19 protein-coding genes are annotated in these 22,190 nt (G+C 55.6%); 12 read left to right on the top strand and 7 right to left on the bottom strand.

All coding sequences use genetic code 11. The features are described 5' to 3' along the window. Positions 1–13: 13 nt before the first annotated feature. Positions 14–3,052: an efflux RND transporter permease subunit gene (locus E9954_RS07165; RefSeq protein ID WP_136078525.1), complete on the top strand. Its 3,039-nt coding sequence runs from the start codon at positions 14–16 to the stop codon at positions 3,050–3,052. A 107-nt stretch (positions 3,053–3,159) separates the two neighbouring features. Further along, complete coding sequence (locus E9954_RS07160; RefSeq protein WP_136078524.1) at positions 3,160–4,467, top strand: TolC family protein; 1,308 nt, start codon at positions 3,160–3,162, stop codon at positions 4,465–4,467. A gap of 304 nt (positions 4,468–4,771) precedes the next feature. Here the strand turns inward: E9954_RS07160 and E9954_RS07155 are convergent, their stop codons facing one another. Then, positions 4,772–6,091 (bottom strand): dihydroorotase, encoded by a 1,320-nt coding sequence (locus tag E9954_RS07155; RefSeq protein ID WP_136078523.1) that lies wholly within the window; start codon positions 6,089–6,091, stop codon positions 4,772–4,774. A gap of 230 nt (positions 6,092–6,321) precedes the next feature. Here E9954_RS07155 and E9954_RS07150 point away from each other — a divergent pair, with 230 nt between their 5' ends. Next, entirely contained in the window at positions 6,322–6,882 is a 561-nt protein-coding gene (locus E9954_RS07150; RefSeq protein WP_136078522.1) for a hypothetical protein, read from the top strand. Then, positions 6,879–11,192: a hypothetical protein gene (locus tag E9954_RS07145; protein ID WP_136078521.1), complete on the top strand. Its 4,314-nt coding sequence runs from the start codon at positions 6,879–6,881 to the stop codon at positions 11,190–11,192. Before E9954_RS07150 ends, E9954_RS07145 begins: the two co-directional genes overlap by 4 nt. Before the next feature lie 48 nt (positions 11,193–11,240). Here the strand turns inward: E9954_RS07145 and E9954_RS07140 are convergent, their stop codons facing one another. Further along, positions 11,241–11,483 carry a DUF6868 family protein gene (locus tag E9954_RS07140; protein WP_136078520.1) on the bottom strand — a complete coding sequence of 81 codons (243 nt, stop codon included), beginning with the start codon at positions 11,481–11,483 and terminating at the stop codon, positions 11,241–11,243. Positions 11,484–11,647: 164 nt separating this feature from the next. On the opposite strand from E9954_RS07140, the gene mqnC reads away from it, so the two are divergent. From mqnC to E9954_RS07125, 3 genes are all read left to right on the top strand, one after another. Next, positions 11,648–13,885, top strand: a complete 2,238-nt coding sequence (gene mqnC, locus E9954_RS32970; protein ID WP_222847087.1) for a cyclic dehypoxanthinyl futalosine synthase — start codon at positions 11,648–11,650, stop codon at positions 13,883–13,885. Then, positions 13,878–14,240 carry a DUF2237 family protein gene (locus E9954_RS07130; protein WP_136078519.1) on the top strand — a complete coding sequence of 121 codons (363 nt, stop codon included), beginning with the start codon at positions 13,878–13,880 and terminating at the stop codon, positions 14,238–14,240. The genes mqnC and E9954_RS07130 overlap by 8 nt, the downstream gene beginning before the upstream one ends. Positions 14,241–14,356: 116 nt before the next feature. Continuing rightward, positions 14,357–15,217 carry a hypothetical protein gene (locus tag E9954_RS07125; RefSeq protein ID WP_136078518.1) on the top strand — a complete coding sequence of 287 codons (861 nt, stop codon included), beginning with the start codon at positions 14,357–14,359 and terminating at the stop codon, positions 15,215–15,217. A gap of 46 nt (positions 15,218–15,263) precedes the next feature. On the opposite strand, the gene E9954_RS07120 is transcribed toward E9954_RS07125, so the two are convergent. Next, positions 15,264–16,157 carry a CobW family GTP-binding protein gene (locus E9954_RS07120; RefSeq protein WP_136078517.1) on the bottom strand — a complete coding sequence of 298 codons (894 nt, stop codon included), beginning with the start codon at positions 16,155–16,157 and terminating at the stop codon, positions 15,264–15,266. Positions 16,158–16,231: 74 nt separating this feature from the next. After that, positions 16,232–17,608: a uroporphyrinogen decarboxylase family protein gene (locus E9954_RS07115; RefSeq protein WP_136078516.1), complete on the bottom strand. Its 1,377-nt coding sequence runs from the start codon at positions 17,606–17,608 to the stop codon at positions 16,232–16,234. A gap of 154 nt (positions 17,609–17,762) precedes the next feature. Here E9954_RS07115 and E9954_RS07110 point away from each other — a divergent pair, with 154 nt between their 5' ends. The 4 genes from E9954_RS07110 to E9954_RS07095 all read left to right on the top strand — a co-directional run bounded on the left by E9954_RS07110 (position 17,763) and on the right by E9954_RS07095 (position 20,753). After that, on the top strand, positions 17,763–18,593 hold the full coding sequence (locus E9954_RS07110) for a type IV toxin-antitoxin system AbiEi family antitoxin domain-containing protein (protein WP_136078515.1): 831 nt from the start codon (positions 17,763–17,765) through the stop codon (positions 18,591–18,593). Beyond that, positions 18,590–19,048, top strand: coding sequence for a nucleotidyl transferase AbiEii/AbiGii toxin family protein (locus E9954_RS33850; RefSeq protein ID WP_136078514.1), 459 nt, complete (start codon positions 18,590–18,592; stop codon positions 19,046–19,048). The genes E9954_RS07110 and E9954_RS33850 overlap by 4 nt, the downstream gene beginning before the upstream one ends. Next, positions 18,976–20,096 (top strand): IS3 family transposase gene (locus E9954_RS07100; protein ID WP_407947725.1). Its coding sequence is split into 2 segments (ribosomal slippage): positions 18,976–19,239 and positions 19,242–20,096, totalling 1,119 coding nucleotides; the frame shifts between segments, so codons are not numbered across the junction. The genes E9954_RS33850 and E9954_RS07100 overlap by 73 nt, the downstream gene beginning before the upstream one ends. 195 nt (positions 20,097–20,291) lie before the next feature. After that, positions 20,292–20,753, top strand: coding sequence for a nucleotidyl transferase AbiEii/AbiGii toxin family protein (locus E9954_RS07095; RefSeq protein WP_281281230.1), 462 nt, complete (start codon positions 20,292–20,294; stop codon positions 20,751–20,753). A gap of 96 nt (positions 20,754–20,849) precedes the next feature. On the opposite strand, the gene E9954_RS33845 is transcribed toward E9954_RS07095, so the two are convergent. Both E9954_RS33845 and E9954_RS33295 read right to left on the bottom strand, forming a co-directional pair. After that, positions 20,850–20,951 carry a hypothetical protein gene (locus E9954_RS33845; protein ID WP_407947755.1) on the bottom strand — a complete coding sequence of 34 codons (102 nt, stop codon included), beginning with the start codon at positions 20,949–20,951 and terminating at the stop codon, positions 20,850–20,852. Next, complete coding sequence (locus tag E9954_RS33295) at positions 20,935–21,201, bottom strand: response regulator transcription factor (RefSeq protein ID WP_246046699.1); 267 nt, start codon at positions 21,199–21,201, stop codon at positions 20,935–20,937. The genes E9954_RS33845 and E9954_RS33295 overlap by 17 nt, the downstream gene beginning before the upstream one ends. Between E9954_RS33295 and E9954_RS33840 the strand changes: the two genes are divergently transcribed. Then, positions 21,085–21,375 (top strand): hypothetical protein, encoded by a 291-nt coding sequence (locus tag E9954_RS33840; protein ID WP_168442051.1) that lies wholly within the window; start codon positions 21,085–21,087, stop codon positions 21,373–21,375. The genes E9954_RS33295 and E9954_RS33840 overlap by 117 nt on opposite strands. On the opposite strand, the gene E9954_RS07080 is transcribed toward E9954_RS33840, so the two are convergent. Next, positions 21,372–22,073, bottom strand: coding sequence for a DUF1638 domain-containing protein (locus E9954_RS07080; protein ID WP_168442050.1), 702 nt, complete (start codon positions 22,071–22,073; stop codon positions 21,372–21,374). The genes E9954_RS33840 and E9954_RS07080 overlap by 4 nt on opposite strands. Positions 22,074–22,190 lie beyond the last annotated feature (117 nt).

Raw genomic sequence — 22,190 nt, 5'->3', positions numbered from 1 at the left:
GGAGAATCGAATCATGAATCCGGCATCATTTGCATTGCGAAAACGGACGGTGATGGTTGTCATGACCATCATGCTGATTGCGGCGGGCTTTCTGTCGTATCAAAAACTCGGGCGTCTCGAAAACCCCGACTTCACCATCAAGACCGCGCTGGTGGTCACGCAATATCCCGGCGCGAGCCCGACCGAAGTCGAGGAGGAGGTCACCGATCCGATCGAGGTCGCCATCCAGTCGATGAGCCAGCTCAAGGAGGTCTACTCCACCTCGATGGAAGGCGTCTCGATCGTCTACGTCGATGTCCGGGACACCTATACCAGCACGGAACTCCCCCAGATCTGGGACGAATTGCGCAAGAAAATCGGCGATATGCAGGGGCAGCTGCCGCCCGGCGCGGGGCCTTCGATCGTCAACGACGACTTCGGCGATGTCTACGGGGTTTTCTTCGCCTTGACCGGCGGGGACTATTCCTATGCCGAGCTCAAGGAATACGCGGAGGATCTCAAGACGGAACTGCTGCACTGCGACGACGTGGCGAAGATTGCCTTCTGGGGGTTGCAGCAGGAGGTGATCTATGTCGAGTTCGACCGGGCGCGGATCACCGAGTTGGGGCTTTCTCCCGAGCAGATTGCCGGAACGATGCAGGCCCAGAACGTGGTGCAGCCCAGTGGCAAGGTTGAGATCGACGGAAACTATATGCGTATTACGCCCACGGGCGACCTCGCCAGCGAACAAGTCATCTCCGACCTTTTCGTCGGTGGAGGCGACGAGCTCGTCCGCCTCGGGGACATCGCCACCGTCCGCCGGGGTTACTACGATCCCAAACGCCAGATCATGAACTTCAACGGCGCCCCGGCCATCGGCATCGGTATCTCCACGGTGGCGGGCGGCAACGTCGTAACCATGGGCGAGTCCATCAAGGTCAAGCTGGCCGAACTCGAACAAACCCGTCCCGAGGGGATGGAGCTGAACTCGATCTACTACCAGAGCGAAATGGTAACGTCCGCCGTCAACGGTTTCGTGCTTAACCTGATCGAAGCCGTTGTTATCGTTGTGGTGCTGCTGATGTTTTTCATGGGGTGGCAGAGCGGATTGCTGATCGGGGCGGTGCTGCTGCTGAACATCAGCGGAACGCTTCTCGGTATGCAGATCATGGATATCGACCTGCAGAAGATTTCGTTGGGTGCGCTGATTCTTGCGCTGGGCATGCTGGTGGATAACGCCATTGTGGTGGCCGACGGTATCCTCATCCGCGTCGAGCGCGGCGAGAGCCGCGAAGATGCCGCCCAGGACGTGGTGCGCGATACGCAGTGGCCATTGCTCGGCGCAACCTTCGTCTCGATCCTCGCCTTCACGGCCATCGGCTTTGCGCCGGGCAACATCGGCGAGTTCTGCCGTTCGCTCTTCGACGTAATGGCGATGTCGTTGCTGATCAGCTGGGTGCTGGCCGTCACCATCACGCCGCTCTTCTGCGTCTGGTTCCTCAAGATTCCGGATACGCACGGCGAAGACCCCTACGATAAGCCGATGTTCCGCCGCTACCGCAAGCTGCTGCACCTCGCCATCCACCATCGTTTCATCACCGTGGCCACGACCGTCGTCTTGCTGGTGGCCGCCATGGCCGGATTCAAGAAGGTGCCGCAAGCCTTTTTCCCGGGATCGCCAACCCCCTACTTCTACATTAACTACTGGCGACCTGCCGGCACGCATATCGACCGCACGGCGGAGGATCTGGAAAAGATCGATGCCTATGTGCGTTCGCTCGAAGGCGTGAAGCAAACCAGCTCGTTCGCCGGGGAGGGTACCTTGCGCTTCATGTTGTCGTACAACTATGAAACCGCCGACCCGAGCTACGGCATGCTGTTGATCGAGACCGAGGACTACCACGGCATCTCGGATCTGGTGAAGGAGATCGATGCCTACTTGAAGAAAAACTTTCCCAAGGCCGAACCCTATTGCAGCACCATCCCCAACGGGCCGCCGCTCGCGTTCTATGTCGAGGCCCGGTTCTTCGGCCCGGACAAGCAGGTGCTGGAGGAACTCGGCAGGCAGGCGGTCGAAATCATGCGTGCCGAACCAACCGCCAAGGATGCCCGCCTCGATTGGCGCCAGCCGGTTCAGGTGTTGCGCCCCGAGTTTTCCGAAACGCAGGCGCGCCGCGTTGGCGTAACCCGTGCCGATCTCGCGCAATCGCTCCAGCTCAACTTCAACGGCATGGTGTCCGGCCTTTATCGCGAAGGCAACGAAATGATTCCGATCATGATGCGCCCCCCCGAATCCGAGCGCAGCACGGTTGACAACTTCGACGATGTGCAGGTGTGGAGTTCGGGCAACCGCGCATTCGTGCCGATCCGCCAGGTGGTCACCGAGATCGAAAGCGAATGGGAGTGGCCCTATGTGATGCGCCGCGACCGCCTCAACACCATCACCGCGCGTTGCAATCCGGTCTATGGCTTGCCCGACACCCTGCGCCTGAAGATTGCAGAACAGATCGAAGGGCTTGAGCTGCCACCCGGCTATCGCTTTGAATGGGCCGGCGAGTTCGAGGAATCGGCCGAAGCCCAGGCCCCGTTGGCGGCCACCTTCCCGATCTGCCTGTTGGGCATGTTCGTGATCACGATCTGGCTGTTCAACTCGGTTCGGCGCCCTCTGATCATCTTCATGTGCGTGCCGCTCTCGATCATTGGCGTCACCGCCGCGCTGCTGCTCACCGGTATGCCGTTCGGCTTCATGAGCATCCTCGGGTTCCTAGGCCTGTCCGGCATGCTCATCAAGAACGCCGTGGTTCTGATCGACGAAATCGAATTGCAGCTTAGGCGGGACGTTGAGCCCTACAAAGCGGTGCTCGATTCATCCGTCAGTCGTATGCGTCCCGTCATCATGGCGGCGGGAACCACCATCCTCGGCATGGCGCCGTTGCTGGCCGACGCGCTCTATTCCGGCATGGCGGTAACCATTATGGGCGGCCTGTTCGCCGCCACGTTCCTGACGCTGATCATCGTGCCGGTGGTCTACACGCTGGTCTACCGCATCAAGGTCGACAAAACCCATCTATAGAATGAAGAACGAAGAATTAAGAATGAAGAATCAATACCAGTCTGCATCCGCAAGGGCAGGCTATTCATTCTTCATTCTGAAATCTTAATTCTTAATTGAGGACAACCATGAAAACTCTATTCGTACTATTCACCTTGATTCCTTCTATGCTATTGGCCCAAACCAACGGCCTGTCGCTGGCCGAGGTGCGGTCGATGGTGCTGGCGGCGAACCCGTCGGTACGGGAATCGCTCCAGCGCATTGCCGCCGCCGAGGCGGTGCTCAAGCAGGTGCGCTCGGCCTATCTCCCGACGATCTCCATGACGGGAAGCTATGGCCATATCGATGCAAGCCTGCATCCGGATTCGATGCCCGACGTCCGTTTTTCCGACAGCTTCAAGCAGGCCGCCGCCGGCATGCAGGGCAACTGGCTGCTGTTCGACGGCTTTGCCCGCGAAGCCCGCTCCCTCGGCGCCAAATACGGGGTTCGGCAAAGCAAGGAACTTTCAGAAGAAACCCGCCGACTGTTGATTCTTTCGGCAACCGTTTCCTTCCGGCAGGCACAACTTGCGCGCCAGAACGTGGCCATTGCCGAGCGCGACCATGCCTATAACAAAAACCTGGAGGAAGATGCCCGCAAACGGTTCCTGGCCGGGGCACTGCCGGAGGCCGATGTCCACAACTTTTCCATCCGCGCCCTGCAGGCCGAAAGCACGGCGTTGCAGGCCCGGCTCGACTATGCCGTCGGCTGCACCGTGCTGGCCGAGTTGATGGCATTGCCCGAGGCCGGATTGCCGGAAGGCATGCGCCCCGTTTCGATCGACTTCGCCGCTCCGGGACGTGTTCCCTCCATGGATGGCGAGCTGCAATATGCGCTGGCGCACCGCCCCGACTTCAAGGCCATCACGTCCGGCCAGCTCGTGCTGGCCCAGCAGGTGCGCGCCGCCAAAGGCGACCTCATGCCCAAGGTCGCCGCCGTTGGCGAAGTCAACTATACCGACAAGGAAGGCTGGGGGAATATTGAACAGCATGGCAACTACGACTCCTATGTCGGGGTTGCGGCTTCGTGGGATTTGTTCGCCGGCGGCCGCAAGGTTAATGCGGTCAAGCAGGCGCAGGCCGAAATGCGCGCACTGGAGGAACAGCAGGAAGCGTTGCGCCTTTCCATCCGCTCCGGGCTCCGACAACGGATCAATGAAGCCGAAACCGCCAAGGCCGTTTTCGAGCGGCAGGAAAAAATCCACGACCTGTCGATCAAGGTGCGCGACAGTGTGGAAAAATCCTACAAAGCCGGCATGGCATCCATCACTCGCCTGAACGAAGCCCAGACCGATCTCGTTCGGGCAAGGGGAGCGTATTCCTCGTCCTACATTGCCTACCGGTTGATCCTCAATGAACTCGATATCGAGACGGGCCGGGTGTTGGAGTCCCTATGATTCTGCTACGCAAATTTGAAGGTTCATTCAACGGAGCTAGCCAATGAAACCGCGAATTCTCGAGGGGGGTCTAAGGATTTCCGGAACACTCGTCTTCCTGGCATTCCTGGCCGGCGTGCTCTGGTCGGTGGTTCCTTTTGGAGGCAACACGCTGCCGCATTGGATCGAAGCGGCGCTGGGCGTTTCCTTCAACTGGTCGGCCCTGCTGGCGTCCTCTGTTTTAGGAATGATGGGCGTTGGAGCCATTGGCTTGTTTGCCGCGATCCAATTGCTGGATGGCGAGAAACACGGCGCAGCGCAGCGTTTAGCGATCGAACAACAACCGTTGCCCGCGGACGGCACCGTTGACCTGTCCGTCGGCATAGGCAATCTGCCCGTTGACGAGCGTTGCGATGATGGAGGACTTGAACGTGACGCCTTCGAAGGGCGACCAGCCGCATTTGTAGAGCGTGTTTTCCTTGGTGACCGTGGTCGGTGTTTCGGTGTCGACCAGGGTTAAATCCGCCCAGTAGCCTTCGCGGAGGAAGCCGCGCTTCTCCACTTGGAAAATCCGTGCCGGATTGTGCGCGGTTTTTTCGGCAACGGTTTCGAGCGGGAACAACTCAATGGCTGTGGCCATCGCGCTTTGGATGAGGGGTAGGCCAGAGGGGGCGGAACCGTACGGGTTTTGCTTTTCTTCGAAGAGGTGCGGTGCATGGTCGGTGCCGATGGTGTCGATCAATCCACTCTTCACGGCGTCCCGCAGGGCCGCGCGGTCGGCGGGCGTCTTGATGGACGGGTTGCATTTGATCAACGCCCCTTTTTCGGCGTAGTCGTCGGAGGAAAACCAGAGCATGTGCGGACAGGCTTCGGCGGTGATTTTCTTCCCCTCGACCGAACCGGCCTGGAACAGTTCCAGTTCCTTTGCGGTGGTCAGGTGCAGCACGTGGATCCGGGAATTATATCTGGTGGCCAGTTCGACGGCGAGGGCGGTGGAGCGGTAGCACGCTTCCTCGGAACGAATGTTCGGGTGCTCGGAAAAGGGAATGTCTTCGCCATATTTCTCGCGCGCGGCCTTTTCGTTTTCGCGGATGGTGTTGGTGTCTTCGCAGTGCAAGGAAATGGGAACCTCGATCCTTCCGAAAATGTTTTCCAACTGTTCCATCCGATCAACCAGCAGTCCGCCGGTGGAGGCGCCCATGAAGAGTTTGACTCCACAAACGGTTTTCGGATCCATCGCCAGCAGCTCGTCGATGTTGTTGTTCGAGGCGCCGAGGTGGAAGGAATAGTTCGCAACGCACCGGGTGGCGGCGAGGGCGAACTTGTCTTCAAGAATGGCATTGGTGATGGCCGCCGGCTTGGTGTTGGGCATTTCCATGATGGAGGTGACGCCGCCGGCAACCGCCGCGCGCGTTTCGGAGTGGAGGTCGGCCTTTTGCTCGAGTCCCGGGTCGCGGCAGTGGACGTGGCAGTCGATCATGCCCGGCAGCAGCGCCTTGCCCTTGGCGTCGATGACGGTGTCGGCCGCTTGGTTGGTCAGGCTGGGCGCGATCTTTTCAATGCGGCCGTTCTTGATGAACAGATCGGAGGCCGTGGTGGAACCTTCGTTTACGAGATTGGCGTTGGTGATCAGTATCGTTTGCATGTAGGGCACAATATGGAAAGCGAAGCCCCGTTGCAACGATGTGCGCAACCATTTATTCAGGGCTAGTTCGCCTTATTTTAGCACAATGCCAGGACTTAAATACCTTTCCGGGAAACATGACTAAAAGGGTAAGATAATGCATAAAAATAACAAATGGTTTATTTCTTGATGTTGGCAGGTGCGGGGAGTAGGAAAGCCTTCGCGACCAACAAGAGGTGAAGGAGCGTGTTATGTGCATAAAAAAGGCCTTCCTCATTACCTGCTTTTCCATGGGTGTTTCTGCCCATGCCGGGCTGATTCTGCACCAGGGCGAATCGTTCACCTGGCCGATCCATTCAGGCATCTTTGATTCCCCCGGTGTGCCTTGGATCGAGCCTGTCCACCACATGTACACGGTGTGGGATTTGGATATCGGCCAATTGGGTTCCGATGAGGTCTATCGTGTTACCCTGTTCGAAGATGGTTTGCTGGACGCAGCGTTCTTCGCGAAATCGTATACGAACAACGGGGCGTCGGGGCACGCCCTTGCCGGCATGGGTTTGACCTCCGATGTCAAATGGGGGGATTTGCAGGGGGTGTTCAAAATCGATGTGTTGCGCGGTTCGGTAGACATCCTCCAAATCGATGCCCACACCATCGTGGCAGGCGAATACATGACTGCATCTGTTCCTGAGCCGGAAGCGGCCACTCTTTTTATGATTGGTGCGGTAGGCTTGTTTTTGGGTAGGCAGAAACGCCAGGCGCTCATCGAGGAGCGCAAAATGACCCCGCGGTATGTGAGGACTGTATGATGAAACGGCTCATGTTCACGGTTTGTATCTGCCTTGTCTCAGTGAAGGCATCTGCAACCAACCCCAGGGTAAGCAACGTCCATGCGAACCAGCGGGTTGGAACACAACTGGTGGATATCTTCTACGACCTGTCGGATGACAGTAACGATGTTTCCGAGGTTGCTGTGACCATTATGGATACGGGCTCAAATATTCTTGCTTCCAGTTTTTCCGGATATATCGGAGACGGGATTTCCAACGGCATCAACCACAAGGTCGTTTGGAATGCCGGAGCGGATTGGCCTGATCAATATTCAACATCGATTGAGGTTGAGGTTAAGGCATACCAGCGGTTTTGCGGAGACTGCCCTCCCGATGGTGATATCCGTGCGGCCGCATGGGAGGTGGCCGGTGGTGGGATAAAGAACTACTACAGGGCAGCTCCCGGTTCGACGAATTTTTTCAGCGATGAGGTGACGTTTTCCTTCCGCGGGGAGGATGAAGTGTTGTGTATGGTTCCGTACGATCTTCATATTAGTGGCTTGCGGAAGCAACCCCATGATGGTTGGTCCAATTGGTACTATGCCGGCTATGGCGATTGGGCGGTTGCTGATTATGAATATACGTTCTTCAGTCGGCATTTGGATTGTCTTTTCCGGGATTCACGACATCCCGATCTTAACCCGATTGATAAGTTTTGGGGCGGGAGTACAGAGGTTGGAGGCAGGACACGCTTTTCATATACGCTGGATTCTGTGTGGGATCGTGAAGCGTTTCTACATGGTTCCGTTTATGTGCTTCCGATGAAGGATAATGTAGAAGGAGGAGACTCAGAAATACTTGTTCAGGAACATGCGGGATCGATTGACAACATAAAGCTGAACACGACAGCGGGGGACAAGCCGGTCATCTCCGTTTGGGGCACGTTCTTTAACAAATTCAAGCCGGGGACATTCCTTGCCGATTTTCAACTTCAGGATGTTGTCACGGTCGATGTGGACTGGAACGGGTTCGGGGCAGGTGTGATCGTTTTTGAAAAAGCGGACGGAACTGAGCTCCAGCGGTCATCCAGCAACACCTACCAAATCGACCTTGGCGCATTTGGTGTAGGCCGGTCATTATATGTTCGTGCCGTGGCCGCCGACGGCACGCAGTCGGATAGGGTACGGTGCGCTTTCCGGATCATATACATGCCGGTTTTGTTCGACTCGTACGGGATCGGTGGCGTTGAGATGTTTTCCGTTGAGCTGGATCGGAAAAATGGCGTGGTCACCTATACGCTAACCGTTCCGCTGGAATGGGGGGTCGCGAAAAAAGAGGTCAAGCTGCCCAAGAAAACGGTTAAGGATAAAAAACTGAGCCTTGATGTGGGGATGGCAATGTCCGGTTCCATTTCGAGCGACGGGACTTTTGCGCTGACACTAAGCAAGACCAAGGATGCCAAGTGGAAGCCATTGGGGAATGATACCACGTTGACTTTGGAGGGCGAACTTGGGGGGCGGTTGGGTGGCGACTATGCGGTCGGAGACAATGATGAATGGAAGGTGTGGGGTGCAGCCAGGTTGTACCTCGAGTCCGAATACACATCGCCTCCCGCCTATTTGGGGGTGCTTCCCATATATGTCCGGTTGAAAGTCGAAGGCAAGGCCGGCGCTGAAGCGATGATAGGTTGGGAGGATGAGTTGATATGGGAACTGGCGATCCCTGCCGAGGTCGCGATTTCCCTCATTGGTGGATTGGGTTTCGCCGATGTAGCCAGCTATGAGGTCATCCTCGGCGGGCGCTTGAGGATGAGGCTGCAGGTTAACCAGGATCCGGCATTTGGCTACCTGTCGCTCGGCTGGTTCGTCAAGACCAAGACGACATTTCTGTTTTATACGAGAACGCGAACCCGCGTTGATGAAACGTATGACTTGCTGGGGGATTCAGCAGACGCAGATTACGGGTTGATTGAGCTTTCAACCATGGCGGATATTTCGCAGGCGCTTCATGAACCATCCATGGCGGGGTTCGAGATCATGCCCCGGGATTATCTTTATAAGGCGCAGCAGCTTCCTGCTACGGTCGATGCCAATGACTTGGAAAACCACGTGGTTGTGCCATCGGTTTTCCCCGAATCAAACCCTGCACTGGCCGAGGCTGGGGATGGATTGCGTTTGGTTTGGCTCATGGATGACCCCGTCCGGTCTTCAGAAAACCGGTTGGTATTGGTTGAGCAAACCCGTCCTGCGACCGGGGGTGTTTGGTCGGCAACGACCCCGGTCTGGGATGACGGCACATTGGATGCGGAACCGGAAATTGCCGGGGGCGGTGCTTTTCTTGTCCTTGCATGGCAGAATTCCGCCATGGGTTTCCCTGTGGATATTGCAATCGAAGACGTTTTGCCCCATCAGGAAATTGCGGTCGCGGTCTGGGATGGAGCCAGTTGGAGTTCCACCAACCTGACAGACAACACGGTAATGGACCGCACCCCCAATGCGGCGGCAGGAAGCAATGGAACAGCTATGGTGACATGGGTGCGCGGGACGGATGAAGACCTGGTCGGTTCCTCGAACGCACCCAATACGGTTCTATATTCGATGTACAACGGCTCCGAATGGTCGGAACCCGCAAGCGTTGCAACGAATTTGCCGATGATGCTCTGGAGCGACCTCGCCTTCGATGGAAACCGAGGTTTATGGGTTTGCTGCCTTGATCTGGATGACAATCAGGATACGGAAAACGATCAGGAGTTGTTTGGAGCCTCTTGGAATGGGACTGCTTGGAGCGAGTTGGTGCAGTTGACGTCCAATGAGGTTCAGGACATCAATCCTCAAACGGTTTATGATGATACCGGCCAGGTTTTCATTAGTTGGTTGCAGGATGAAAAATTCATGTTGGCGGAGTCGGCAGACCTTGCAGGGGCGGTAGTGTGCGGTAGCGATCCTGCCAGCGGCTCTGCGTCGGCATACAAACTGGTCTCGGGCAACGGCAACCTCGGAATTGTGTGGGAACTGATGGATGCCGATGGAGAGCAAGAGCCGCACATTGTGTATTACGATCCGATTCATAACCAATGGGGTGACCCGGTTGTTTTGCTGGAAAACACAAGCCAGGTGGAGCGGGCGTTCAACGGGCTGTTTGCTGAAAATGGCACCCTTGTACTGGCCTATAATAGGGATTCTTATTCGCTGGGGACAAACGATGCCCCCCAGGTCGATCAAACCGACCTGTGTGTGCTGGACTATGGGATCGAGTCTGATGTGGCCTTTTCGGCCAGCGCGATTGTGTCTAGTCCACCAGTGGAAGTGGGCGACTACATTACCCTTCAAAGCTGGGTCGTCAACCATGGTTGCAGTGGGGTGTCGAATGTCCTTGTAAGGTTTTATGTTGGGGATCCCACGAACGGGGCGCTCCAAGATATCTCAATCGGGTTTTTGCCGGGTGGCGGAAGGCAGTGCGTTTCGCTGGAATGGTTGACCAGTCCCGACTTTGAATGGAATGAGGTTCTGGCAGTGATTGATCCGGATGGGGTATGCCCGGATGCGAACCGCGCGAATAATGAAACCCGTTGGACGCTACCTGGAGCCGTTCTCGAAATCGACTTCCTTGAGGCAACCCCGCTAGGCGATGGCTGGCACCAAATCGATGCAGTGGTCACAAACCGTGGCCTGGAAACTGCAACGGGAACATTTGAACTGGCATTTCAATTGCACCCTGCTTCCGGCGGAACCAACTTGCTGGAAACCGTTGGTTCAAGCGGGGTGGCACCGGGGGGTTCCGTTGCCTTTTCCAACAGGTGGTTCGGAGCTGGTGCCCTAGGTGCTCCATCGGAATTACTTTATGCCGTACTGTCCGGCGACCAAGGGCAAATCTTGGATGAAGTGTTTGTGCAGTTCGACAACCCGCTCGATTCGGATTTTGATCAAATAACGGATGCGGAGGAGGTTCGTGCAGGAACCGATCCATATTCAAGCGATACCGATGGCGATGGCCTGGATGACTATGTCGAACTCTTGGTGGTTGGTTCGGATGCCTTGTCGACGGACACCGACTCGGATGGCGCCACAGACTTAAATGAATACATTGCCGGAACCGGATTAATGGACAGCTCAACCTATTTCAGGGTTGAGGGAGTGGATGTAACAAATTCTAACGGGTTCTATCGGTTCGGGTTTTCCGTCGATACGGTTACGGGGCGGGTTTATGACATCGAATACTGCGACTCCCTAAATGTTCCCACCTGGAATACACTCACGACGAACCGGACGGGGATCAATGGTTTGATTCATTTCTCCGATTCAGCCGACACATCAAACCGCTGCTACCGAGCCAGAGTGCGAATGGACTGAGTTGGGCCAACCTTGTTCCTTCAATCTTAACTCCGGGTTGGCATGTCTTCAGGTCATGAGCACCAATGCGAGCCAGGGGACGAGGTTGAAGGCGATGAAGAAAATCTTGTATACGCCCAGATAACCATACAGGAAAGCGTTGATGGCCTCTGGTGTCAGCCGGAACATTTTTCCGTGCGTCCGGTAGATCATGCCCTTGCAAAAAAAGCACATGACCGCCGTCCAGATGTAGAGCCCCAGGTTGATCAGGGTCATCCAACCGAAGAATTCCCTCATTAATTCAATATTCATGTTGCGCCTCCTAATACCTATGGACAGCGGGTGTTTCATAATGTTGACTGAATTGCCAGAAAATGGATGATTCTCGGCCATTTCAAAATCTTAACGGATTTTGGGGTGGTCAATTGCGCAAATCTATACCAAATTGGTTCTACTTAACTTTGAGGCCTGATTGAATGAGTGAATATTCGCAACCCCGGATCAGCGATGCCGAAGCGCTGGATATGCTGCAGAACATGCCGACGGCGGAGTTGATGGCGCGCGCCGATGCCATCCGCCAGGCCCGCCACGGAAACAAAACCTACTATGTGCATAGCCATAACCTGAACCCGACCAACCTGTGCGTGGTCAAATGCAAGCTTTGCTCGTTCTGGCGGCCGGATAATGCGGAGGATGCCTACGTCACCTCGTTGGAGGATGCCCGAAAGAGCCTGGAAAAGGCTCAAAACTGGAACCTGACCGATCTCCACATCGTGGGTGGCATGATTCCCGAACTCGATATGAAATATTACGAGGATCTTTTTTCACTCGCCCGAGAAATGCTGCCCGGCGTTCTTCTACAGGGCATGACCGCCGTTGAGATCCACTGGATTGCCGGCAATGCGGGCATTTCGGTTCGTGAGTGCCTGGAGCGGTTGAAAGCCTGCGGCTTTGGCTCGATTTCCGGTGGTGGGGCGGAAATCTTCCATCCGGACGTGCGTAAGAAGATCGCCACCACCAAAATTCTGGCCCAACAATGGCTGGACGTACACGAGACCGCCCACGTGCTTGGTCTTCCAACCAATGCCACCATGCTGTTCGGGCATATTGAAAAAGACGAACACCTGGTCGACCACCTTTCGCGCTTGCGTGCATTGCAGGACAAGACCGGCGGATTCCGCGCCGTCATTCCGTTGCCATTCCAGGCGAATGGCAAGGCGCTGGGCGTGAAGTATACGCCGACGGGCGACCGGCAGGTGCGGGTGGCCGCGTTGTCGCGCATCTATTGCGACAACGTTCCGCACGTACGCATGCTGGTGAACTATATGGATCGAAAGCTCCTCGGCGTACTGACGCACAGCGGGGTGGATGACATCGGCGGCACCAGTTTGGACGAGCGGATTGCCAAGGCCGGCGGTGCACCCCAGAGCCAAAAGTTTTTCTCGGCCGAAGAGATGGAGGTGTTCCTCGAAAACCACGGCCACACGCCGGTGCTGACCAACTCGGCGTATGAAAAATTGACGCTGGATGCCGGATGCTTGAAGAAGGATGGGCGCGCGTCTGATGAACCTCCCGAACATCAAGCATCAACCATTAAGCCCAAGTGGAAACCGATCCTCGACCGGGTCGAGGCCGGCGAACGCCTGAGCGCCGAGGATGCAACCATCCTGTTGGACGAGGCGCCCTTCCAGGAACTTGGACGCGTGGCGAATCTGAAGCGCAAGGAAGCGGTGCCCGGCGACAAGGCAACCTATGTTTTCGACAAAAACCTGAATACCACCAATGTCTGCGTGACCGACTGCAAGTTCTGCGCGTTTTATACCAAGCCGGAAAGCAAACGCGCCTATACACTCACCCCGGAAGAGGTGGTTGAGAAGGTCAAGCGCGCAGCCGAAAAGGGCGCGACCCAGATTTTGATCCAGGGAGGGCTGAATCCTGATCTCAAACTCGACTACTACGAAGCGTGCCTCAGAGGCATCCGCGACAATGTCGATATCTGGATCCACTCCATGTCGCCCACGGAAATCGAGTTCCTGGCCCAGGAGGAAAATATTACCATCAGTGAATGCCTGCAACGGCTGAAGGATGCCGGTCTGCAATCGCTGCCCGGCGGCGGGGCCGAAATCCTGGTGGATGATATCCGCCGCGAGATCAGCCCGAAGAAGACCCGGTCCAAGGCCTGGCTCGACCTCATGGAGGAGGCGCACGCGCTTGGCCTGAAGACGACCGCCACGATGGTTTATGGATTTGGCGAAACCTCGGCGCAACGCGTTGAACACCTGGTCAAGGTGCGCGAGGTGCAGGATCGCACGGGTGGATTCACCGCGTTCATTCCCTGGAGTTTTTCTCCAAACAAGACCGAGCTGGATTGCCCGAGAATTCAGAATGGCGTCGATTATCTCAAGATGATCGCCATTGCCCGCTTGATTCTCGACAACGTTCCGCACCTCCAGGCGGGCTGGGTGACCGAAGGCCCCGACGTGGCGCAGCTGGCCCTCCAGTTTGGTGCGGATGATTACGGCGGTGTGTTGATGACCGAAGAAGTGGTCAGCGCAACAGGGATCGATTATGGCGTAAACGAAGCGCAGGTGGTCAACATGATTCGCGAGGCGGGCTATGTGCCGGCGCAACGCACCACGCAGTATGACCTGATCAAGGTCTTTGATGGCGATTCCCACGAGGCAGAGTTATCCGAGGGAATCTGCAATGGCTAAGAACGTTTTAGGAGATCCGTTGGTTGCATGTAGTGAAAATCCCATGACCGGCTTTTTCCGAAACGGAAAGTGCGACACCCGGGCGGATGACGAGGGCATGCACACCATCTGCGTCTTGATGACCGATGAATTCCTCGCCTTTAGCAAGGTCGCTGGCAACGATCTTTCAACACCCATTCCCGAGTTTGGTTTTCCGGGGTTGAAAGAGGGGGACTATTGGTGCCTGTGCCTGTCGCGCTGGATTCAGGCGCATGACAATGGGGTCGCACCTCAGGTCAAGCTTGAGGCAACCCATGCCTCCGTCCTCGAATTCATCGAACTGGACACGCTGCGCGAATATGCGGTTCGTGGCTGACGAATTGGCGTGTTTGTTGCTAACATTTTGGCATGTTTGATGTTCCTGCATCTGTGATCCTTGACGGTGGGATTCAATTGGTCGTGATTTTGATCACGTGTTGTGCCCTTTGTTTCATGGTCAGCCTAAAGACCGGCACGCCTTTCAAGGCGAATGTGCTTCAGTCTGTCATTGTGGTTGGGGCATTGGTGGTTTCCCGCATTTATATGATCGAAGCCGGATGGGCTTCGAAGTTGATCGTGGTGCTGCCCGCGCTGTTTCTTTTGTCGTTCCTGCTGGTGCTCCAGCTGCTGAAAACCCAGATTCGTTCGGCACTTCTTACGGCCATGGTACTGGTTCCACTGCTCCTGTTCATGGAGCAAACCGCGTTGCGGTTGTCCATTGTGGCCACCGCCGGAGGCCAGACCTTCGGTCAATACATGGGTTTGGTTCCAGAGCCGGAACCTCCAGAGGAAAACGGGCGGGAGCCATTGCCCCCGATTCCTCGGGCTGAAAAGACCACACCTGCCATTGAAACGGCGGCTGCCGAAGAACCGGTTTCGCCTCCGGAGGTGGTTGCCGAGCCTTCAGCGGTTGTTGACGCATCGCCTGAAACCGTGAAGACCAACGAACTGAGCCAGCTACATGATGAGGTTAAGGTGGTGGTGAAGGTTAAGGCGGCTCCTGCAACCTCAACCCACCAGGCGGATCCTTTTGTCAAGGTCACCACCCATCTGGGGGTTGTCCTGGTGCCGAACGATGACTCCGTTATGCACGAATGGATCGCCGCCGCGCACAAGCTCCAGCTCAAGGGGTTTGTTTCCCTGGCTGGCGAGGTGGTCATTCTCCGCAACGATGGCTCCATGCTGCGCAAGGGTGAGACCTGGGATCTGGATATGTCCGGCAACACCTACACGTTCCAGATCGATGATGTTATGCAGGGAAAGGCTTCCATGCGGGCCTATGGCCTCAACCCCATCGGCGCAGTACAGGATTAGGGCGACGAGGACACGGCATGGAGCTCTAATGGCGCTGAGCACCTTGCTACATTTCCAAAGCCTCTTTCGCCAGTCGCTCAATGCGTTCGGTTTCTTCCCCTTTGCAAATCCAGGCCAGCCCGTAGGAAGAGCGAGGCATGGCGGCGGTGATGGAAAACCCTGCCTTTGAATAGTCAAAATAGACGGGCTTGTCTTCGGTAGGCACGTATCCCTTCACCCGATAAACCGCATCTTCGTTTTCGTTGATTAGATCCATGAAGATCCGGGGATCGGTGGAGGAGGGTAGGTCGAGGGCAAAGGCCGAATAGCGCGGATCGCGGCACTTGGCATATTCCCCGTGCAGGTCGTTGTGCGATGCCGTTTGCTCGAAGACGGGAAAGTCGATGGCCGCATGTTCACACCTGCGCAGGTGTGATCCGGGCTTGATGTTCCCGACGGCTTGCTCGGTTTCAACCAGTTGAGCCTCTTCGAACAGATCGCACTTGTTCAGCAAGACGAGGTCGGCCGCTTCCACCTGGTGGATAATATTCGGCAGGGTGTGGATCAGGCGAAGGAAACTGCGCGGTTCCACGATGCTCACAATGTTGTTCAACTCGAAGTGCGCATCCAGCTTCGTCTCCTTCAGCATGTCGGCGATGACCCGCGGATCGGCCATGCCGCTCGCCTCGATCACCACGCCCTCCGCATCCGGATGCTGTTCATGGATCTTCGTCATTTGGCCGATGAACTCGGTAACGAGACACTTGCAGAAGATGCTCCCGCCCGGAATGGAAACCACGTCGGGGTTTTCCTCCGAAACAATGGCTCCATCCACATCCAGCGCCGAGAATTCGTTCACCAGATAGATCCATTTCCGGTCGCGGTTTTCCTCCACGATGCGTTTCAGCAGCGTCGTCTTTCCCGTTCCCAGGAATCCGGTAATCAAGCAAATGGGAATCATGGTGCCTCCTAGGGGCAAAGGTCTGACAGTCGAAGGTCGGAAGTCAGTCCCATTCGACCTTCGACTGGCTGACCTTATACCTCCACGGTCATTTTCGGCAACGCAGCTTCTTCGATCGCTTTCACCAGCGTGGTCTGGTCGGGAATGATCGAGGCAAACGTCGGCTCACCGTTGATGCAGATGGTTGGCAGGTTTTTCACGCCGAGCTTAACCATCATGCCAATACCCTCGCGCACCTTGATCTTGTGTTCGTTGATCCATACCTTGACCATCGCCTTGTCGGCGGCTTTCTGAACGGCCTCCATCATGTATTGGCAAGGCGCGCAGGAGGTGGAGTCGAGCGTAATCACATCCACCACCACGGCACGTGCGCCGTGGTAGTCCGGCAGTTCAACATCGTCGAACGAGTCCGCATCCTTGGCCTGCAAGGTCTGGGCGGCCTCGCGCGCATATTCATCGTGAACCATTGCGGAAACCGCCTGAAGGTTCTTGGTCGGAACCGCATAGGGCAGATCGCACCCCGGTGCCAGGATGAATCCTTTGTTACCGCTCTTGTTCATGATGTCGAGTGTTTCCATTTTGGCATCGTCTTCATCGCCCAGCAGCAGGACGGCGGTCAACTTGATGTTGCCACCAAACGATTTCCCCTGTGCCTCGCAAAGCTCGCGCAGGTGCGTCATGTTGATCTGTTCGTCCACCGAAATATTGTCGGCCGTGGTTTGGGTCATCACTTCCAGATTGCGGGTCACATCGCCGCAGACAAAGATGGAGGAGATGCCGCCTTGTTCTCGAATGTGGTCGAAGACCGCATTCATCGCGGGAGTCACAAACTGTTCGAAATGGTCGGGCGAAATCTGGCTGGTCATCGGATCAACCACCCCGATCACATCGGCACCGTGCTGGAGGTAGATGTCGGCGGATTTCTTGCAGATTTCCGCACAGTAGGTGATGACCTTGATGACCTCGTCTTCCTCGTCGTACATGTCGAGGAAAATATCGTTGCCCAGCAGGTGGAGGGCGAGGGTGAAGGGGCCGCAGATCAGGCCGTAGAGTGCGGTGTCGTCGCCAATATCCTTCTTCAAGGTGTCCAGTGCGACGGTGACGATCGGGAAGCGGCCCTTGGAGGCATCGAGCTCCGGAAGCTCGTCAATCGTCTTGCCCATGGCCAGCGGATGGCTGGTTACGGCCGGGGGAACTTCGTCGGCCCAGTGCAGGTTGCACCCCAGGATTTCCGCCTCGATCTGTAGGTCGAACATGATGGGGAGGCCGTCCGGGTTATATAGCGATTTTGCTTTCTTGAGTCCCTCAACCAGCAGCTCTGCCGACTGGAGGTAGTCCGTTGCGGTCTTGCCGATCAGGTATCCGCCATGGCACCCCACAAACGGCAACCAAGCCGGACGTTCCGTTTCCTTGCCTGCAATAGCATCTAAAAGTATCTGTTTCCCTGTCATTTCCGTCTCCTTGTTTAAATGGTCAGGAAATCATATGAACATAAATTATTTCGCATAGGAGGTTATGGGTATTAAGTGTGCCGATCTTGCTGTTTAAGTGCGAAATGATGGGCTCTGTATTCTTCAGTTAAACTAGTATTTGTTTGCATAATGAATGGATTATCCATACGTTTTGCATACAAAAACCATGAAGGCGTATTTAGACCAATATATTGAAGAACTACTGTCCCTTGGGCGTTACACATTTGCCCGCTCCGAATTGGACGGGCGGTTCGGTGTTGGCGATGCCGCGATCAGGCAGTGTCTTCAGCGCCTCATGCGAGTGGGAAGCGTTCGATCAATTCGAAGCGGATTCCATGTCATTATTCCGCCTGAATACAGAAGCCGCGGGATGCTACCTCCCGAAATGTTTATCGACGATTTTATGAAGCATCTTGGTCGATCCTATTATGTTGGATTGCTTTCTGCCGCCGCCTTGCACGGGGCGGCGCACCAGCAACCTCAGAGTTTTTCAACCATCATTACCAAGCCCTCCATCCGACCCGTTCAGTCCAACGGTATAAACCTTATATTTCCAGTTAAATCCGCCATGCCATTAAACGGTATTGATCAAAAAAAATCCGCGGCTGGATTTTTTCGGGTTTCGTCTCCGGAACTGACGGCAATCGACCTCTTGTCATATCTTCGTCTGGTCGGTGGTGTCTCATCCGTCGTTCAGGTGGTGGAGGAGTTGATTGAGCTAATGAGCGAAGAGAGATTGGGGCGAATTGCAGAAGGAACCGCCAAAACCGCACCCTTGCAGCGGCTTGGCTATATGCTTGAAGAGGTGTTTGGCGAGAAGGAACTGGCCAATGTTCTACTAAGGGAATTGGCTAAGCGCGATTATTTCCATATTCCGCTTACTCCGGGCGGGAGGCTTTCCAAATGCCCGGTTAACTCAAAATGGAAAATTAAAATCAATGAGAATTTGGAGGGTGAACTATGATTCCGCGTGCCTACATCACGCATTGGAAGCAGCATGCGCCCTGGATCAGCGATGCACAGGTTGAGCAGGATCTCGTCATCTCCCGTGCACTGGTTGATATATTTTCCGATGAGCTGCTGGCGGACTCATTGGCCTTTCGCGGCGGGACGGCGCTACACAAGCTCTATTTTGCTCCCGCACCCCGCTATTCCGAGGATATTGACCTCGTGCAGATCCGTCCCGAACCCATCGGAGCTGTCATTGATCGTTTACGCGAAGTGCTTAACTATTTGGAACCTCCAAAGGTCAAGCAGAAGGATCGAAATGCGCTTAACCCCGATTTTAGGACCACCGGCTTAAGTGGAACCTGCGGCCTTAGCATGATACAAAAGGACGCATGGAAATGGGAAGAAAACGAAGAACATTCACGGACAAGTTTAAGGCCAAGGTGGCGATTGATGCCATCAAGGGCATGAAGACATTGGCGGAGCTGGCATCGGAATATCAGGTCCATCCGAACCAGATCTCGGATTGGAAAAAGCAGTTGCTCTCGAATGCCCCGGAGCTTTTTGCATCGGGCAAAAAAAAGCAGTCTCAAACGGAAGAAGAGCTTACGGCTCCACTTTACGAAGAGATCGGGCGTCTGAAGATGGACGTGAAGTGGCTCGAAAAAAAGCTATGAGCCTGCCCCTTTCAACGCGCCGCAGCTGGGTGGAGCCCGGCACTGATTATTCGGTTCGGCGGCAGTGTAGGCTCGCAGGCGTCCCCAGATCGGGCTTCTACTATGACCCCACCCCGGAAACGGCGGAGAATCTGCTCTTGATGCGTTTGATCGACGAGCAGTATCTGCGGCATCCGGAGTTCGGCTATCCACGCATGACGGACTGGTTGCGTGATCAAGACTATGATGTCAATCACAAGCGGGTCGCCCGCCTCATGCAGCTGATGGGGATTCAGGCCATCACGCCGGGGCCGCACACAAGCAAGCCCGCCCCGGGGCACAAGATCTACCCGTATTTGCTGCGCAATGTGGACATTGAGCGGGTGAATCAGGTTTGGAGTACGGACATCACCTACATCCCGATGCGGCAGGGATACATGTACCTGAGCGCTGTAATCGACTGGTACAGCCGCTATGTGCTCGCCTGGGAGCTTTCAAGCACCATGGAGAGTACGTTCTGCGTTGATGCGCTCGAGTGTGCGCTGACGCAGGGCAAGCCGGATATATTCAACACCGACCAAGGAAGCCAGTTCACCTCGAACGCCTTTACCGGCGTCCTGTTAAACGAAAACATCACCATCAGCATGGACGGGCGAGGAAGGGCGCTGGACAACGTATTCATCGAACGGTTGTGGTGGTCGGTGAAGTACGAGAAAATCTACCCCGCATGCTATGCCGACGGGCATGCGTTGTATCGGGGACTCGAGAGCTACTTTGACTATTACAATCACGAGAGGAAGCACAGCGCTCTGGACAAACGAACCCCCGCCGAGGTATTCATGGGAGGAGCAGTCAGAACATGATCGCAAGTGATGCCGTCGCTGCGCTCCGCCCTCGGCCCTCCGGGCCGCCCCTTCGGGGACGGGCTACGCTCCGCGACGGCATCATAGAAGGGCGGCTCGTTGGCCGCCAGAACACGGAACAGGGAACCGCAGGTTCCACCTTAAATTCGCCGATCCGTGGTCGGACATTGGGGGTAGGCGCAAAATACAACACTCATCTTCAGGTTCGTGACCGAGGTCGAACCCGTCATCCGCATGCGCCTGAAAGTTGAAATCAACTGCCGGGAGCATCAGTTTATATTTGGAACCATCAAGAAAAACTATGCAGTGGAATCTCCCTGGTTCGCGGGAACGGCCGGTCTCACCACCTTCGAGCTCGAAGAACTCCTCGCAACCAAGGTTCGCGCGCTTTATCAACGACGAAAGAGGCGTGATCTCTTCGATCTTTGGTATGCAGATCAGCATGCCGAAATCGACTGGCCACGTGTTATGGGGGCCTTTCGCCAAATCATGAAAAACGACGGCACCCCCGTCACCAGCCGCCAACTACAGCTCAATCTCGAGGAGAAGGTCAACCACCCCGACTTTTTCGCCGATATCCGAAACCTGTTGAGGCCGGAACTCGAAATAGAGCTTGAGGACATGAACCTGAATTTTCTTGGGATTACGAATGAATAACGCTGCTCCAACCATAGACCTTGAAGATTTTCCAACGACTCGCTATCGTGGGAGCAAGCGGGACGCTTACTTTACTTTCAGGGCTTCAACGCAGGTTTAATACAGCTGAACCGAATGGGCTTGGTGCCATTGGGCTGCGAGTTGAGTGCGGTGCTGGACTTCCAAGGATTGGAAAATGAGCTCAAGGTGTTTTTGCACGGTGCGAACAGATATTTTCAACGCATCGGCAATTTGCCGGGTTGTCCATTCCGGCGGCGACCAGCTCAACGACTTCCCGCTGGCGCGGGGGCAACGAGTCAATCGTCCTGCGCAGTAGTGCTGCCGCCACCTCTTGTTCCTCCGACTGGAAGATCGCATCCTTAAGCACACCCAGTTCCAGCTTCAACGAGCGGGTTTGTTTCCAGTGTTTCCACGCCTGTTCCAGATGCGGTTGGATGAGGTGAGCCATGGCAAGGTGGGCATCCGTGTATTGCCTGTCGCGCGAGTAGGCACTGAGCAGCAATTGGTTACGGGCTCTTTTGAGGTTCTGGACATGGATCAGGAATGGGAGAGGGTCGTGGTTGATGTTCCTGTTGATGGAATCCAGATCCTATTCGGCCGTCTTGATGTGATTTTGCCCTAAGCCTGCCGAAGTTTAACAATCTGTTCCGAGTGATCGGCGGATATGGTGGCGTTGGGGGGGACGGTGAGGAAGTCTTCCTCGTTCCAGTTACCGTTCAGGAGGCGTTGGATTAGGGTGAGGTTTCCAGCAACTTTTTCATAGTTCCAGTTTTTCGAGGCGGCTTCTTCCTGGGCAATCTTTTCGAAGCGGTCGTCGGGTTCGACGCCCATTTCGACGAAGGTGATTTGGGAATAGTTTCTTTCGGTGTTGCAGAGTTCTTCCCACAGGAATTCGGCGTTGTCTTCGCCATACTGTTCAACGAGTTCTTCGTAGGTCATGTCCATGCCCGTTTGGTTGGGGATGGAGAGTGGCTTGAGTTCGTCTGCGACTTCGTCGCGTTCGATCCAGCCCGTGGTCTTGAAATAGGTACCGGGGTTGGCGTCGAAATATTCGCGGTAGCGTTGGCGGCTTCCCAGGAACAGGGTAATGCAGTCGTGCGCGCGCGGGAGTACCAACTGGATGTCGCGCGCCTTCAGGCCAACGAGTCCGTTGTTGCACAGGCCGTAGCCGAGCAGGATGGCGTCGTAGTCATGCTCCGAGGCGGCATCGACCTGCGCCTGGATGCGCTTGAGCATTTCTTCCGTGGGAATGTCGTGCAATCCCTTTTGCAGAAACTCCACCTCGATCTCGTGGGGCGACTGCTCCAGTAGGAACTCCATCTCCCTGAAAAAAATCTCGCAACTGATCAGCTTTAAATGCATTTCAAATGGTATTTAACCACGAAGGCACCAAGGACTCAAAGAAGCAGGGGAATAAAGACTAATGGATTTGTGCAT

Origin of the sequence: Pontiella desulfatans (assembly GCF_900890425.1) — a bacterium.
GTDB lineage: Bacteria > Verrucomicrobiota > Kiritimatiellia > Kiritimatiellales > Pontiellaceae > Pontiella > Pontiella desulfatans.
Note: the sequence above shows the minus strand (reverse complement) of the source record. Positions and strands in the feature narration are given on the sequence as shown.

What these genes read in the sequence shown, in the direction of transcription:
- E9954_RS07165 (WP_136078525.1), top strand. Translation starts at nt 14, where the DNA reads ATGAATCCGGCATCATTTGCATTGCGAAAACGGACGGTGATGGTTGTC.
- E9954_RS07160 (WP_136078524.1), top strand. Translation starts at nt 3,160, where the DNA reads ATGAAAACTCTATTCGTACTATTCACCTTGATTCCTTCTATGCTATTG.
- E9954_RS07155 (WP_136078523.1), bottom strand. Translation starts at nt 6,091, where the DNA reads ATGCAAACGATACTGATCACCAACGCCAATCTCGTAAACGAAGGTTCC.
- E9954_RS07150 (WP_136078522.1), top strand. Translation starts at nt 6,322, where the DNA reads ATGTGCATAAAAAAGGCCTTCCTCATTACCTGCTTTTCCATGGGTGTT.
- E9954_RS07145 (WP_136078521.1), top strand. Translation starts at nt 6,879, where the DNA reads ATGATGAAACGGCTCATGTTCACGGTTTGTATCTGCCTTGTCTCAGTG.
- E9954_RS07140 (WP_136078520.1), bottom strand. Translation starts at nt 11,483, where the DNA reads ATGAATATTGAATTAATGAGGGAATTCTTCGGTTGGATGACCCTGATC.
- mqnC (WP_222847087.1), top strand. Translation starts at nt 11,648, where the DNA reads ATGAGTGAATATTCGCAACCCCGGATCAGCGATGCCGAAGCGCTGGAT.
- E9954_RS07130 (WP_136078519.1), top strand. Translation starts at nt 13,878, where the DNA reads ATGGCTAAGAACGTTTTAGGAGATCCGTTGGTTGCATGTAGTGAAAAT.
- E9954_RS07125 (WP_136078518.1), top strand. Translation starts at nt 14,357, where the DNA reads ATGGTCAGCCTAAAGACCGGCACGCCTTTCAAGGCGAATGTGCTTCAG.
- E9954_RS07120 (WP_136078517.1), bottom strand. Translation starts at nt 16,157, where the DNA reads ATGATTCCCATTTGCTTGATTACCGGATTCCTGGGAACGGGAAAGACG.
- E9954_RS07115 (WP_136078516.1), bottom strand. Translation starts at nt 17,608, where the DNA reads ATGACAGGGAAACAGATACTTTTAGATGCTATTGCAGGCAAGGAAACG.
- E9954_RS07110 (WP_136078515.1), top strand. Translation starts at nt 17,763, where the DNA reads ATGGATTATCCATACGTTTTGCATACAAAAACCATGAAGGCGTATTTA.
- E9954_RS33850 (WP_136078514.1), top strand. Translation starts at nt 18,590, where the DNA reads ATGATTCCGCGTGCCTACATCACGCATTGGAAGCAGCATGCGCCCTGG.
- E9954_RS33295 (WP_246046699.1), bottom strand. Translation starts at nt 21,201, where the DNA reads ATGGCTCACCTCATCCAACCGCATCTGGAACAGGCGTGGAAACACTGG.
- E9954_RS07080 (WP_168442050.1), bottom strand. Translation starts at nt 22,073, where the DNA reads ATGGAGTTCCTACTGGAGCAGTCGCCCCACGAGATCGAGGTGGAGTTT.